Source organism: Pseudomonas fildesensis, from assembly GCF_001050345.1.
Classification (GTDB): domain Bacteria; phylum Pseudomonadota; class Gammaproteobacteria; order Pseudomonadales; family Pseudomonadaceae; genus Aquipseudomonas; species Aquipseudomonas fildesensis.
In genome coordinates this window covers 394,310-409,328 of the sequence record NZ_LFMW01000012.1, presented here as the reverse complement: position 1 = coordinate 409,328, position 15,019 = coordinate 394,310, and the positions used below count along the sequence as shown (strand labels likewise).

The window sequence follows — 15,019 nt, the reverse complement described above, 5'->3', positions numbered from 1 at the left end:
GCGTTGACTGTTCAATCGCTATCGGGAGCAAGCCCCCTCCCACCTGTTTGACCGCGTTTCGTCATTTAACCAATGGTCATCAAGCTGGCGTTACCGCCAGCAGCCGCGGTGTTAACGCTCAACGCCCGCTCGATCACCAGACGCTCCAGCGCAATCGCCGTCTCGCCCTGGGACAAACCATGCACCCCGACAATCGCCCCGCCACGCTGGGCCACTTGCTGGCACACCGCGCGCAGGTGGTCGGAATCGCCGTGGTGCAGGACGGCGTCGAACACTACGTCGTCCTTGGTCCAGTCAGCCACACGCTTGATCTTCGCTTGAATTTCCTTCGGCAGGCGTGGGAACAAGGCCTTGGTCAGGTCAGTTTCCGGCCATACCGCCGAACCGCCCACGGCCAATACCGCGGCCAGTTGGCTCAGCAGATCGCCTTCCACCTCGGCCAGGCACAGCACGTGCTCGCGGGGCAGGATGGCGTAGCTGTTGCGTTCGCCGGTCGGGCCGGCCAGCAGGCGGGTGATACCGCTTTGCGATTGCGTGGCGAACTGGGTGCACAGGGCGCTCAGTTCGCTGAACGTGTTGCTGTCGGCCCATGTTTTCAGGGCGGTCAGCGGTTGGCTCATGGCATCGCGCAGTCGCACGTCCGGTGCAGATAACGCATCACCGCGAACGAAGGATTGCTCGATCGCATCGGTAGGACGTGTCGACAACAGGCGGTACAGGTACAGCGGGCCACCGGCTTTCGGACCGGTGCCCGACAGGCCTTCGCCGCCGAACGGCTGTACACCCACCACGGCACCAACGATGTTGCGGTTGACGTAGACGTTACCGGCATTGACGTTGTCGATCACCTTGGCGATGGTCTCGTCGATACGCGTGTGCACGCCCAGGGTCAGCCCGTAGCCGGAGGCGTTGATCTGGCCGATCAACTGGTCGATCTCTTTACGCTTGTAGCGCACCACGTGCAGCACCGGGCCGAAGATCTCCCGTTGCAACTCGTCGAAGCTTTCCAGCTCGATCAGGGTTGGCATCACGAAGGTGCCGCGCTTGACCTCTTCGCTATCGGCAATCGCCACCTGATACACGTTGCGACCTTTGTCGCGCATGGCCTGGATGTGTTTCTCGATGCCGGCCTTGGCTTCGGCGTCGATCACCGGGCCAATGTCTACCGACAGGCGCTCAGGGTTGCCGAGGCGGCATTCAGCCATGGCTCCTTTGAGCATTTCGATGACACGGTCTGCGGAATCTTCCTGCAAGCACAATACGCGCAGGGCCGAGCAACGCTGGCCGGCACTGTCGAAGGCGGAGGAGACCACGTCGATGACCACTTGTTCGGTCAGCGCCGAGGAGTCGACGATCATGGCGTTCTGGCCACCGGTTTCGGCGATCAGCGGGATCGGACGGCCCTGGGCATCCAGGCGGCCGGCGACACTGCGTTGCAGCAGGCGCGCGACTTCGGTGGAACCGGTGAACATCACGCCTTTGACGCGATCATCACCCACCAGACGGGCGCCGACGGTTTCGCCCTGGCCCGGCAGCAGTTGCAGCACGCCTTCCGGAATGCCGGCTTCGAGCAAGATGCGTACGGCCTGGGCCGCGACCAACGGTGTTTGCTCGGCAGGCTTGGCCAGTACCGGGTTACCGGCGGCCAGTGCTGCGGCGACCTGGCCGCTGAAGATCGCCAGCGGGAAGTTCCACGGGCTGATGCAGACCACCGGACCCAATGGGCGGTGGGCGTCGTTGGTGAAATCGTTACGGGCCTGTACCGCGTAGTAACGCAAGAAGTCCACGGCCTCACGCACTTCAGCGATGGCGTTGGCGAAGGTCTTGCCGGCTTCACGGGCCAGCAGGCCCATCAGTGGCTGGATCTCGCCCTCCATCAAATCGGCGGCGCGTTCCAGGATCGCGGCGCGCTCGGCTGGCGGGGTGGCCTGCCAGATCGGGCCAGCATTGATGGCGCACTGGATGGCGTTGTCGACGTCTTCGACGGTGGCTTCCTGAACATGGCCGACCACGTCACGCAAGTCGGACGGGTTCAATACCGGTGCGGCAGCCTGATCGCTGGAGGCGCAACCGAGCATCGGCGCGGCTTTCCAGTCGTTATGTGCAGAAGCCAGCAAGGCGCAGGACAGCGACGCCAAACGGTGTTCGTTGGCCAGGTCGATACCGGCCGAGTTGGCGCGGTCGCTGCCGTACAGGTCGCGCGGCAGTGGGATACGCGGGTGCGGCAGGCCGAAGCCGCCTTCCAGCGTCGCCATCTGCTCGATGCTGGCCACTGGATCGGCCACCAGCTCCTGAATCGATATGGATTGGTCGGCGATGCGGTTGACGAACGAGGTGTTGGCGCCGTTTTCCAGCAGGCGACGGACCAGGTAAGCCAACAGTGTTTCGTGGGTGCCGACCGGTGCGTACACGCGGCACGGACGGTTCAGCTTGCCTTCGGAAACTTTGCCTACCACCTGCTCGTACAACGGTTCACCCATGCCGTGCAGGCATTGGAACTCGTACTGGCCGGGGTAATAGTTCTGACCGGCGATATGGTAAATCGCCGACAGGGTATGGGCGTTGTGCGTGGCGAACTGCGGGTAGATGACTTCCGGTACCGACAGCAGCTTGCGTGCGCAGGCGATGTAGGAAACGTCGGTGTACACCTTACGGGTGTAGACCGGGTAGCCTTCCAGGCCTTCGACCTGGGCGCGCTTGATTTCGCTGTCCCAGTACGCGCCTTTTACCAGGCGGATCATCAGGCGATGGCGGCTGCGGCGTGCCAGGTCGATGACGTAGTCGATCACATACGGGCAACGCTTCTGGTAAGCCTGGATCACAAAGCCGATGCCGTTCCAGCCGGTCAGTTGCGGCTCGAAGCACAGGCGTTCGAGCAGGTCGAGCGACAGCTCCAGGCGGTCGGCTTCTTCGGCGTCGATGTTCAGGCCGATGTCGTATTGCTTGGCCAGCAGGGTCAGGGACAGCAGGCGCGGGTACAGCTCGTCCATCACGCGCTCGTACTGGGCGCGGCTGTAACGCGGGTGCAGTGCCGAGAGCTTGATGGAAATGCCCGGGCCTTCATAGATCCCACGGCCGTGGGAAGCTTTGCCGATCGAGTGAATGGCTTGTTCGTACGAGGCCAGGTACTTCTGCGCATCGTGTTCGGTCAGCGCGGCTTCACCGAGCATGTCGTAGGAGTAACGGAAGCCCTTGGCTTCGAACTTGCTCGCGTTGGCCAGGGCTTCGGCGATGGTTTCTCCGGTGACGAACTGTTCGCCCATCAGGCGCATGGCCATGTCGACACCCTTGCGGATCATCGGCTCGCCGCTTTTACCGATGATGCGGCTCAGGGACGAGGTGAGGCCGGCTTCGTTGTGGGTGGCGACCAGTTTGCCGGTCAGCAGCAGGCCCCAGGTGGCGGCGTTGACGAACAGCGACGGGCTGTTGCCCAGGTGCGGCTGCCAGTTGCCGGTGCTGATCTTGTCGCGGATCAGCGCGTCACGGGTGCCTTTGTCCGGAATACGCAGCAGCGCTTCGGCCAGGCACATCAGCGCCACGCCTTCCTGGGACGACAGGGAAAACTCCTGCAGCAGCCCCTGAACAATACCGGCACGGCCGCCGGCGCTCTTCTGGTTGCGCAGTTTCTCGGCAATCGAGGCGGCCAACTTGTGGGTGGCTTCGGCCATCGCTACCGGCAGGCGCGCCTGCTCAATCAGCATCGGCACCACTTCCGGCTCGGGGCGGCGGTAGGCGGCGGTGATCGAGGCGCGCAATACGGATTGCGGCAGGATGCTCTCGGCGAACTCAAGGAAACACTGGTGGGCGTGGTCGGTCTGGACTTCGCCTGCATCTTCAGCGTCCTTGCTGCTCAAGCCATTGAGCTCGGTCAGGGTTGCACCACCCTCGAGTTTCTCCAGGTAATTGAAAATCGCCTGCTTGATCAGCCAGTGTGGCGTGCGATCAATCGAGGTCGCGGCCGCCTTCAGGCGCTCGCGGGTCGGGTCGTCAAGTTTGACCCCAAGGGTGGTCGTAGCCATTTTCTTATCCTCATGGGTGCCACTAACGAGTGGCATCAGCTGGCGGCAAGATTAGCTTTGCGCATGGCGAGGTGCAACCGGGTGCAACCCTTTTTATTCAGGAAATTTTCGATCGTGATCGGGAAAAAAATAGGTCATCGACCGAATCCGCTTTGTCTTGGTGCATTTGCTTCTGATATCGGCTGTTCTTGCTCCGAAAAGGAGCAAAAACGGGCTGTTTTCTGCAATTCACATCCGGGTGCTACTTATTCTCGAGAAACTGGTTGCACCTTATTTGCTTTGTTGAATAGCATTCGCGCCCAAGGTGCAACCGCCTTTACGGTACGGTTCATCGGCTGACGGCTTTCCTGGGGAAACGTCAGTCATAAATGCGCGGCACGCAGGCTCGTCTATCCCACTATGCGTGGGTGGCCGTCTGACAGACCGCTGCTACATAAAAACAAAGCCAGGGCGTCACTCTTATGAGCGTTAGTAATCCAACCCTGATCACGTTCGTGATCTACATCGCAGCAATGGTGCTGATCGGCTTGATGGCCTATCGCTCCACCAACAACCTTTCCGATTACATCCTGGGCGGTCGCAGCCTCGGTAGCGTGGTGACTGCCTTGTCAGCCGGTGCTTCCGACATGAGCGGCTGGTTGTTGATGGGCCTGCCGGGCGCGATCTACATGTCCGGCCTGTCGGAAAGCTGGATCGCCATTGGCCTGATCGTCGGTGCCTACCTCAACTGGTTGTTCGTGGCCGGTCGCCTGCGGGTACAGACCGAACACAACGGCGATGCCCTGACGCTGCCGGATTACTTCTCCAGCCGTTTCGAAGATAAAAGCGGGCTGCTGCGGATCATCTCCGCGGTGGTGATCCTGGTGTTCTTCACCATCTATTGCGCCTCCGGCATCGTCGCCGGTGCGCGTCTGTTCGAAAGCACCTTCGGCATGTCCTACGAGACCGCGCTGTGGGCCGGTGCTGCAGCGACCATTGCCTACACCTTCGTCGGTGGTTTCCTCGCTGTGAGCTGGACCGACACCGTACAAGCCACGCTGATGATCTTCGCGCTGATCCTCACGCCGATCATCGTGCTGCTGGCCACCGGCGGTATCGACACCGCCTTCCTGGCGATCGAAGCGAAGAACCCCGACAACTTCAACATGCTGAAAAACACCACCTTCATCGGCATCATCTCGCTGATGGGCTGGGGCCTGGGTTACTTCGGCCAGCCACATATCCTCGCGCGTTTCATGGCGGCGGATTCGGTAAAGTCGATCGCCAATGCGCGTCGCATCTCCATGACCTGGATGATCCTGTGCCTGGGCGGCACTGTGGCCGTGGGCTTCTTCGGTATCGCTTACTTCTCGGCGCACCCGGAAGTGGCCGGCCCGGTCAACGAGAACCATGAACGTGTGTTCATCGAACTGGCCAAGCTGCTGTTCAACCCATGGATCGCGGGCGTGTTGCTGTCGGCCATCCTGGCGGCAGTGATGAGCACCCTGAGCTGCCAGTTGCTGGTGTGCTCCAGCGCCCTGACTGAAGACTTCTACAAGACCTTCCTGCGCAAAAATGCTTCCCAGGTTGAGCTGGTCTGGGTCGGTCGCGCCATGGTGCTGCTGGTGGCATTGATTGCTATCGCCATGGCTGCCAACCCGAACAACCGTGTGCTCGGCCTGGTCAGCTACGCCTGGGCCGGCTTTGGCGCCGCGTTCGGGCCTGTGGTACTGATCTCGGTGATCTGGAAAAACATGACCCGCAACGGCGCACTGGCCGGCATCCTGGTGGGTGCGATTACCGTGATCGTGTGGAAACACTTCGAGTTGCTGGGCCTGTACGAAATCATCCCAGGCTTCATCTTCGCCAGCCTGGCGATTTACTTCGTGAGCAAAATGGGCGCCCCGACTGCCGGTATGGTCGAGCGTTTTGATGCTGCTGAAAAAGACTACAACCTCAACAAGTAATTCACCGGGCGCCTAGCGCTCGTTGAGTTGAAAGAAAGGCCCGCATCCTACGGATGGCGGGCCTTTTTTTGCGTGCGATTTGGGCCGGCGCGAAGAAGATTCAGACGCTGGCGTGTAGGGTTTTACTGATTTATTTGGGGCGTGCTCAGTAGGGCCCAACAGTGGTGCAGAATCTGCCGCCTACCCCAAGCAGAGAAACACCGGATGTTCGCTCCTGCCAATCAAAGTGCCTTCAACCTGACCTTGGATGGGGTTGCCAGCGACCTTAAGGTCTATAGCTTCAAAGGTGAGGAGGCTATCAGTCAGCCCTACTGTTTTAACCTTGAATTGGTCAGCGAACAGCCCGATCTTGATCTGGAAAGCCTGCTGCATCGCCCGGTCTATCTCGGCTTCGACGATCAGGGTCATGGCGTCCACGGCTTGGTTGCCCGGGTGGCGCAGGGCGATTCAGGGCGTCGCCTGACGCGCTATCAGATCAGCCTTGTGCCGCAGTTGGCGTATCTGGCGCATAGCAGCCACCAACGCATTTTCCAGCACAAGACGGTGCCGCAGATTGTTGCGCAGGTACTGCTGGGGCAGGGGGTTCAGAGCGACCGATTCGAATTTCGCCTGAGCGGCACTTACCCTGAGCGCGAGTACTGCGTGCAGTTCGGCGAGACCGACCTGGCGTTCATTCAGCGGCTGTGCGCCGAGCTGGGCATTCACTATCACTTTCAGCACTCGGCCGAGGGGCACCTTCTGGTGTTCGGCGATGACCAGACGGTGTTCGCCCAACCGGATCAGCCCACCCCTTACACACCCGGTTCCGGGATGGTGGCTGATACCCCGGCGATCAAGCGCTTTGCGGTGCAGCTGGCGATTCGCACCACGGCGGTGAACCTGCGCGATTACGACTTTCGCAAACCGCGCCTGCAGTTGGAAAGTGAAGTCGCTGTTGAGCAGTTCCCGGCGCTTGAAAAGCAGGCATACCCAGGCCACTTCAGTGATCGGCTCCACGGTAAATACCTCGCCCAACGTGGCCTGGAACGCCACCGCAGTGACTATCGACTGGCCCATGGCAACGGGGACGAGCCCGCGTTGCTCAGTGGCCGGTTCCTCGCGTTGACGGGGCACCCGCGCGAGGCCTGGAATGACTTGTGGCTGGTGACGCGAGTCACCCATGAGGGCAGGCAACCCCAGGTGTTGGAGGAGGCTGTGACGGAGGTCGCAGGCGGGGATTTTCGTCAGGGTTATCGCAATGAGTTTGTCGCTGCGCCGTGGGATGTGATCTTTCGTCCGCCATTGCCCGAGCACGTGCGCCCGTCCATATCGGGCTATCAGAACGCGGTGGTGACCGGGCCCGTCGACAGTGAAATCCATTGCGACGAATACGGCCGGGTCAAGGTGCAACTGGCCTGGGACCGGGCCGGGGAACACAACGATCATTCCAGTTGCTGGCTGCGGGTCGCCAGTGCCTGGGCTCATGACCGCTATGGTTCGGTGCTGATCCCGCGAGTGGGCATGGAAGTCCTGGTGGGTTTCGTCAATGGCGACATGGATATGCCGCTGGTGATGGGCTGCCTGCCCAACGCGACAAAGCCGGTGCCCCTCGACCTGCCGGCAGACAAGACCCGTAGTATCTTGCGCAGCCAGAGCAGCCCGGGTGGTGGCGGTTACAACGAACTGCGCATTGAAGACCGCAAGGGGGCCGAGGAAATCTACCTGCGTGCCCAGCGCGATTGGACCCAGCATGTGTTGCATGACCAGCAGGTGCAGGTGGATAACCTGCGTCGGGTAAGGGTGGGCGGCGAGTCGCATCATGAGTTGCAGGGCGAAGAGCAGCGCATCACCCACGGCAACCGCCTGACTGAACTCAAGCAGGACGATCATCTGGTGGTCGGCGGTTCGCAACAGATGCGCGCCGGGCGGACCATTCAGATTGGAGCGGGGCGAAGCATCGTCATTGATGCCGGCGCCACCGTCACAATTCAGGCGGGCGGGCAGTCGATCACGATGTCGGCGGGCGGGATTTTTAGCAGCGTGCCGATTCAGCTCGGCGGTGCGCCTGCTCCGGCTGCCTTGCCGTTGCTGCCTGGGCTGAAGGATAAATTGCTCGCAGTGATTCCTGCGCCGTTAAGCCGCGTGCAGGTGGCCAGCCTCAAACGCAGCGCGCCGTTTTGCGAAGAGTGTGAACGCTGCAAGAACGGTCAGTGTGATATCCCCCGGCACATTCAAGTTCGACCTTAAAAGGAATTTACTCTTATGCATCAACACGTGATTCCTCACGCCTGGCTGATCCAGTTGCCTTTGCTACCCAATGAGCAGATTTTCGTGGTGCTAGGCACTGCCAGTGAGGCTAAACCGTTTGCCGCTTGGCAAACCATGGCCTCTGGGACGCCGCTCCATCCCATCTGGGCGGGCACGGCTTATGCCGAGTGGAATGAGGTAATGCCCTATGTCGGCATTGTCGAACCCGACAGCGCCTTCCTCGATTGGATAGCATCCACCCAATCCACGGACTGGGGTTGGCTGGCTGTATCGTCCAGCCCGCTGGAAGTGGTGATCGCGCACCTGCAAGGCTTGACCAAGGTGCACCTGCCCGATGATCAGGAGGTGTTTTTGCGCTTCTGGGATGGCGCTCAGTTCCTGCCGATTGTGCAGAAGCTGGGCGATGAAGCGAGGAAGGTGTTGCCGGTGTTCCAGCGTTATCTGATCAATGGCCAGCCGCTGGCCGTTGCGGCTGGCCTGGTCACTGCCGCCCAAACCAGCCCTTGGTGGCGAGTGCCTGCGCCCTTACTGGAATACTTGGCGGAGCAATCACCGCAAACCCTGATCGACAACCTGCTGCTATGGCTCGAAGAGCAGCGCCCCGACCTGTACGGCGCCTTCACGACGGCGACCTTGCGGCACAAGGTCGCCTACTTCGCGCGCAGTCCGGACATCAGCCATGGGGCCTTGGTCGATTACCTCGCCTCAGAGTTGAGTTGAACCCAACGCCTGCTCCAAATCATCGATCAGGTCTTCAATCGCCTCGATACCCACCGACAGGCGAATCATCTCCGGCTTCACGCCTGCCTTGGCCTGCTCCTGCTCGTTCATCTGCCGATGGGTGGTGGACGCCGGATGGCAGGCGAGGGATTTTGCATCGCCGATATTCACCAGGCGCTTGAAGATTTGCAGGGCATCGTAGAAACGCACGCCAGCTTCGTAGCCGCCCTTCAAACCGAAGGAGAGGATCGCCGACGGTTTGCCCTGCATGTATTTTTGCGCCAGTGCGTGGTGCGGGTGGTCTGGCAGGCCCGCATAACTGACCCATTCCACCTCGGCATGGCCTTGCAGGTAGTAAGCGATTTTCAGAGCGTTTTCAGTGTGGCGCTCCATGCGCAGGGCCAGGGTTTCCAAACCTTGCAGCAGCAGGAAAGCATTCATTGGTGCGAGTGCCGCGCCCGTGTTACGCAGCGGTACGGTACGTGCCCGGGCGATGAACGCAGCAGGGCCGAACTTCTCGGTGTAGACCACGCCGTGGTAGGCCGGCTCGGGCTGGTTGAGGCCGGGGAATTTGTCCGGGTATTTCGTCCAGGGGAAGGTGCCACTGTCGACGATCACACCGCCTAAGGAATTGCCGTGACCGCCGACGTATTTGGTCACCGAATGCACCACGATGTCGGCGCCGAACTGGATCGGTTTGCACAGGATCGGCGTGGCCACGGTGTTGTCCACCATCAAAGGCACGCCACGGGCGTGGGCGACGTCGGCCAGGGCTTCGATGTCGATGATATTGCCCGCCGGGTTGCCGATACTTTCGCAGTACACCAGCTTGGTGTCGTCGTCGATCAGTTCGGCGATGGCTTCGGCAGAGTCGTCCCGGGCGAAACGCACGTCGACGCCAAAGCTTGGCAGCAGGTGGGCGAACAGGGTGTAGGTGCCCCCGTAGAGCTGCGGCGTGGTGACGATATTGTCGCCGGCGCGGGTCAGGGTCTGGATCGCATAGTGGATCGCCGCGCTGCCGGCTGAAACGGCCAGGGCTGCGATCCCGCCCTCCAATGCGGCGATACGCTGCTCCAGCACATCGTTGGTGGGGTTCATGATGCGCGTGTAGATATTGCCGGGCACGTCCAGGTTGAACAGGTCGGCGCCGTGTTGGGCATTATCGAATTCGAAGGCGACGTTCTGGTAGATCGGCACGGCGACGGCCTTGGTGGTCGGGTCCGACTTGAAACCGTGATGCAGCGCGATGGTGGCGTCTTTCATGATGGTTATTGACCTCCCTGGATAGTGGACGGCCACAATAAATCCGCCCCGGCGCGGGCGTTTAGATTTTTTTCACCGGCCTTCCTGCCTTTGCGACATAAGCACCGCCCGGCATGCGGCCCTGCACCTTTGCCCGCGTAAAAGGTAAACTTCGCCCCCTGCGCAGGAGCAACCATGAATTATCGTCACGCCTTTCACGCCGGCAACCACGCCGATGTCTTCAAACACCTGACCTTGACCCGCCTCATCGCCCTGATGTCGCGCAAGGAACAGCCGTTCGCGTACCTCGACACCCACGCGGGGATCGGTCTGTACGACCTGCAGGGCGACCAGGCCAACCGCACCGGTGAATACCTGGAAGGTATCGCCCGCCTGTGGGGCGAAAGCGACCTGCCGCCGCTGACCGCCGACTACATGCGCGTATTGCACGAGATGAACCCGGACGGCCAGTTGCGCTACTACCCCGGCTCGCCAGAGCTGGCGCGACGCCTGACGCGGCCCCAGGACCGTGTGCTGCTCAATGAAAAGCACCCGGAAGACGGCGTGCTGCTCAAGGACAACATGAAGGGAGATCGCCGGGTCAAGGTGCACTTGGGCGAAGGCTGGCATGTGCCGCGCGCCTTGCTGCCGGTGCCGGAAAAACGTGCGCTGATGCTGATTGACCCGCCGTTTGAACAGCTCGACGAAATGCAGCGCTGCGCGGCGTCCCTCAAGGAGGCCGTGAGCCGCATGCGCCAGACGGTCGCGGCCATCTGGTACCCGGTGAAAGACCAGCGCATGTTGCGCCGCTTCTACCAGGACCTGGCCGGCACCGGTGCGCCGAAGCTGCTGCGCGTGGAGTTGCTGGTGCATCCGCTGGACACGCCCAACACCCTGACCGGCTCGGGCCTGGCGATCGCCAACCCGCCGTGGGGTCTGGAAGAGGAGTTGCGCGAGCTGCTGCCCTGGCTGTCCAAGAAGCTTGGCCAGACCCAGGGCGGGTGGCAGATGGATTGGCTCATAGCTGAGTAGTTTTCAGCTTCAAGCTTCAAGCCACAAGAGGTTATTCCAGCTTTTACTTGTAGCTTGCAGCTTGATACTTGCAGCTTGATACTTGCAGCTCCGATCTTCAGATCGGACATGTCACGCCCGTGCCGCCAATCCCGCAATAGCCCTGCGGATTTTTCGCCAGGTACTGCTGGTGATACGCCTCGGCGAAGAACACCGTCGGTGCTTCTTCGATTTCCGTGGTGATAGTGCCCACACCGGCCTTGGTCAATTCTCCCTGATACGCCTCGGCACTGGCCTGCGCCGCCGCCAATTGCTCAGGCGTAGTGGCATAGATCACCGAACGGTACTGGCTGCCGATGTCGTTGCCCTGGCGCATGCCCTGGGTCGGGTTGTGCAGTTCCCAGAACATCTTCAACAGGTCTTCGTATTTGACCTTGTCCTGGTCATACACCACCAGCACCACTTCGCTGTGGCCGGTCAGGCCCGAGCAGACTTCTTCATAGGTCGGGTTCGGCGTGTAGCCGCCGGCGTAGCCGACCACGGTGCTGACTACGCCGTCGCGCTGCCAGAACTTGCGCTCTGCACCCCAGAAACAACCCAGGCCGAAGATCGCGAAGCCGACGTCGTCGACGAACGGCCCCAGCAGTGGGTTGCCGTTGACGAAGTGCGTCTCTGGCAGGCTCATCGGTGTTTCACGGCCAGGCAAAGCTTGTTCTGCAGTAGGAAGCACGTTTTTGTTCACCAGGATTTCCGAGCGCAAGACCATGATCAGTCCTCTCGTAAGGTTGAATTAACAGTAAAGAGTCAGACAGCCAGTGTGCCCGAGTGTTACAGCGCTGTCAGGCGATTGGCCCGCGAGGATAGCGTTTAAGCATCGTAAGCAGCTCTGAACCGGGGATCGGCCGGTCGAACAGGTAGCCCTGGCCGACGTCGCAGCGATGCCTGCGCAGGAACGCCAACTGCTCGGTAGTTTCAATGCCTTCGGCCACGACCTTGAGCTTGAGGTTGTGGGCCATGGCGATCACCGCCGAGGTGATTTCCATGTCGTCCTGGTTGTCCGGGATTTCGTGGATAAAGCTGCGATCGATCTTAATGATGTCGATGGGGAATTTTTTCAAGTAGCTCAGCGACGAATAACCGGTGCCGAAGTCGTCCATGGCCAGGGTCAGGCCGAAGCTTTTCAACTGGTCCAGTTGCAGGCGTGTGTCCTCGGTGGCTTCCAGCAGCAGGCCTTCGGTCAGCTCCAGCTCCAGCAGGTGGGCCGGCAGCTCTTCTTCCTTGAGGATGGCGGCAATCGAAGCCACCAGGTCCGGGTCGGAGAACTGTTTGGGCGACAAGTTGATCGCCACCTGCAAATCGCCCAGGCCGCCGGCACTCAGGCGTTTGCTCATGCGGCAGGCCTGGCGGGCGATCCATTTACCGATCGGGATGATCAGCCCGGTCTCTTCGGCCACGCTGATGAACTGGTCGGGGCGGATCATGCCCTTTTCCGGGTGGTTCCAGCGCAGCAGCGCTTCCATGCCCAGCAAGCGGCCGCTACGCAGGCACAGCTTGGGCTGGTAGAACACGTCCAGCTCGTTCTGGGTCAGGGCGCGGCGCAGGTTGTTTTCCACGAACAGCTTGTAACTGGCTTCGGCGTTGAGTGCTTCGGTAAACACTTGCACCTGGTGTTTGCCGTTAGCCTTGGCCTTGTGCAGGGCCAAGCCGGCGTTACGCATCAGGGTTTGCGGGTCGCGCCCGTGCAGCGGCGCACAGGCCAGGCCTACGGAGCCGGTGACGCTGATCAGTTGGTTGTCGACGAACATCGGCTTGTCGAGCGTCGCCAGCAACTGGCTGGCGACCTGCTGGCCGGTTTCCAGGTCGGTGTCGTCGAGCAGCACTGCAAATTCGTTGCTGGCAAAGCGCGCCAGGCTGCCGCTGGTACTGAGGCTGTTGCGCAGGCGGCGGGCCAGGCTGATCAGCAGCTTGTCGCCGGTCTGGTGGCCGAGGCTGTCGTTGATCCGCTTGAAGTTGTCGATGTCCACCAGCAGCAGGCTGATCGGGCTGTCGCTGTCGCGGGCGAAGCGTTCATCGAGGTTGCGGATAAACGCCGGACGGTTGCCCAGGTTGGTCAGGTTGTCGGTGTAGGCCAGGCGCTCGATGCGCTGCTGGGCCAGCTTGGTCTGGGTGATGTCTTCGTAGATGCCAATGTAGTGGGTTAGCTCACGGTTATCGCCGTATACCTTGGAGATCGACAACTGGCCCCAGTAGGGTTCCAGGTTTTTGCGACGGCTCTTGAACTCGCCCTGCCAGCTGTTGCTCTTGGCCAGGCTCGACGGAGCGTCGAACAGCAACTCGCTGAGGTTCTCCAGCGCTGGCAATTGCGCCAGGCGGTGGCCGTGGACTTCTTCGGTGCTGTACTGGGTGATCGCGGTAAAGCTGGGGTTGACGTACTCCACCACGCCGTCGCAATTGACCAGCAGAAAGGCGTTGGCGCTTTGCTCCACCGCGCGCTGGAACAGGTGCAGGGCGCTGGTGGCAGTGCGGCGGTTGTGATTGTTGATGACCTGGGCGAACTGGTCCGCCAGCTCGCCGGCAAAGGCGATCTCGTCGGACTGCCAGGCGCGCGGGCTGCCGCTCTGTTCCAGGCACAACACGCCGACCACCTGGCCGTCGACACGGATGCTCGCGTCGAGCATGGCGTAGACGTCCTTGGCTCGCAGAGCCTCGGCCATTTCCCGGGTGCGCGGGTCGCGCATCGCGTGGGTGGCGTCGATGGCCCGGCTGGTCTGCAGGGCTTCCAGGTAATCCGGAAAGCCGCTGGCATCAATCGGCTCGGGCAAATGGTGCTGCTGATCGGCGCGGTGGTACGCCGAGATCGGTACCAGGCGCTGGCCTTCGAGGTTCCAGAGGCTGGCGCAATCGATCTGGTAGATATCGCAGGCGCTGCGGGTGATTAGCTCAGCCGCTTCCTGCAACGAGTTATTCGTGGTGTAGCGCTGGCGGGCCAGCAGCAGGATCAGCTCTTGCTGAGCACGCACCCGCTCCAGGTGCTGCAACTGTTCCTGTTGCGCGCGCTGGTTGAGTTCCAGCGCAATCTGCAGACGGCTGTTCTGGCTTTCCAGGTCTGCCGTTGGGGCAGTGGAGGGCGCTTCGTCGAACAGGCCGTCGACCACCATCAGGTAGCCGCGCAGCAGGTGTCGATTGTGCTGCTTATAGGCTTCGCCCATTTCCAGCAGGCTCAGGGGGCCGTCGTTGGTGTGCAGGGTGTAGCGCACCAGGTAGTGGGGGCTCTGGGTCATTTGTTGCTGGATAGCGTCATGCAGTTGATAGCGCGCCTGCGGCTCCATCAGGCTGGCGTAGGGCGAACCGATCAGGGCGCACAGCTCAACTGCCGGCAGGCCGAATTGGCGCTCGCAATTGGGGTCGAGGTACAGCAGGGCCCAGCTTGCCTCATTTAGCCGCTCGAAACGCAGCATACCGAGGCGCGAAGGCACCGGTAATTGCGTCACTACCTCGGCCGCCATACGGGCGACATCGGGTTGGCTTTTCATGGGGGGAAGCTCACTTGAAAAAACGCACTCGGCGCCGGGCTCACGCCCTCTTTGCTGTTGCCTGCGGCAAGGTTGCATCATGCAGCACAGGCTGACAAGAGAGGATGAAGGCTAAGTGCTATATGTGTGTTATCGGCTGCGTGGGTGATTTCTGCAATCGGGGTGATGGAAGGTGTACAAGCCTGTTCTTGTTGTCCAAGTTCTTGTCCAAATGGCAGGCAAAAAAAGCCCCGCCAAGTGGCGGGGTTGAGGTACGAGCGTGGCGCTCGGAAATCTTTTCAACCAGGCCTCCCCGATGAGA

The 15,019-nt window shown here is 61.2% G+C and carries 8 protein-coding genes; 4 read left to right on the top strand and 4 right to left on the bottom strand.

Annotated elements, in window-relative coordinates:
• Positions 1–65: 65 nt before the first annotated feature.
• Positions 66–4,019 (bottom strand): trifunctional transcriptional regulator/proline dehydrogenase/L-glutamate gamma-semialdehyde dehydrogenase, encoded by a 3,954-nt coding sequence (gene putA / locus ACR52_RS18930; protein WP_048727730.1) that lies wholly within the window; start codon positions 4,017–4,019, stop codon positions 66–68.
• A 461-nt stretch (positions 4,020–4,480) separates the two neighbouring features.
• Here putA and putP point away from each other — a divergent pair, with 461 nt between their 5' ends.
• The 3 genes from putP (at position 4,481) to ACR52_RS18915 (ending at position 8,932) form a co-directional block, all read left to right on the top strand.
• Positions 4,481–5,965 carry a sodium/proline symporter PutP gene (gene putP / locus ACR52_RS18925; protein WP_048727727.1) on the top strand — a complete coding sequence of 495 codons (1,485 nt, stop codon included), beginning with the start codon at positions 4,481–4,483 and terminating at the stop codon, positions 5,963–5,965.
• Positions 5,966–6,169: 204 nt separating this feature from the next.
• Positions 6,170–8,191, top strand: a complete 2,022-nt coding sequence (locus ACR52_RS18920) for a type VI secretion system Vgr family protein (RefSeq protein WP_048727725.1) — start codon at positions 6,170–6,172, stop codon at positions 8,189–8,191.
• Between the two features lie 15 nt (positions 8,192–8,206).
• Positions 8,207–8,932, top strand: a complete 726-nt coding sequence (locus tag ACR52_RS18915; protein WP_048727724.1) for a DUF4123 domain-containing protein — start codon at positions 8,207–8,209, stop codon at positions 8,930–8,932.
• On the opposite strand, the gene ACR52_RS18910 is transcribed toward ACR52_RS18915, so the two are convergent.
• Positions 8,918–10,195: an O-acetylhomoserine aminocarboxypropyltransferase/cysteine synthase family protein gene (locus ACR52_RS18910; protein ID WP_048727721.1), complete on the bottom strand. Its 1,278-nt coding sequence runs from the start codon at positions 10,193–10,195 to the stop codon at positions 8,918–8,920. The two genes, ACR52_RS18915 and ACR52_RS18910, sit on opposite strands and share 15 nt — an antisense overlap.
• 174 nt (positions 10,196–10,369) lie before the next feature.
• Here ACR52_RS18910 and ACR52_RS18905 point away from each other — a divergent pair, with 174 nt between their 5' ends.
• Entirely contained in the window at positions 10,370–11,206 is an 837-nt protein-coding gene (locus ACR52_RS18905; RefSeq protein WP_017138523.1) for a 23S rRNA (adenine(2030)-N(6))-methyltransferase RlmJ, read from the top strand.
• A gap of 97 nt (positions 11,207–11,303) precedes the next feature.
• On the opposite strand, the gene msrA is transcribed toward ACR52_RS18905, so the two are convergent.
• Both msrA and ACR52_RS18895 read right to left on the bottom strand, forming a co-directional pair.
• Positions 11,304–11,951 (bottom strand): peptide-methionine (S)-S-oxide reductase MsrA, encoded by a 648-nt coding sequence (gene msrA / locus ACR52_RS18900; RefSeq protein ID WP_048727716.1) that lies wholly within the window; start codon positions 11,949–11,951, stop codon positions 11,304–11,306.
• A gap of 73 nt (positions 11,952–12,024) precedes the next feature.
• On the bottom strand, positions 12,025–14,718 hold the full coding sequence (locus ACR52_RS18895; RefSeq protein ID WP_048727714.1) for a putative bifunctional diguanylate cyclase/phosphodiesterase: 2,694 nt from the start codon (positions 14,716–14,718) through the stop codon (positions 12,025–12,027).
• Positions 14,719–15,019 lie beyond the last annotated feature (301 nt).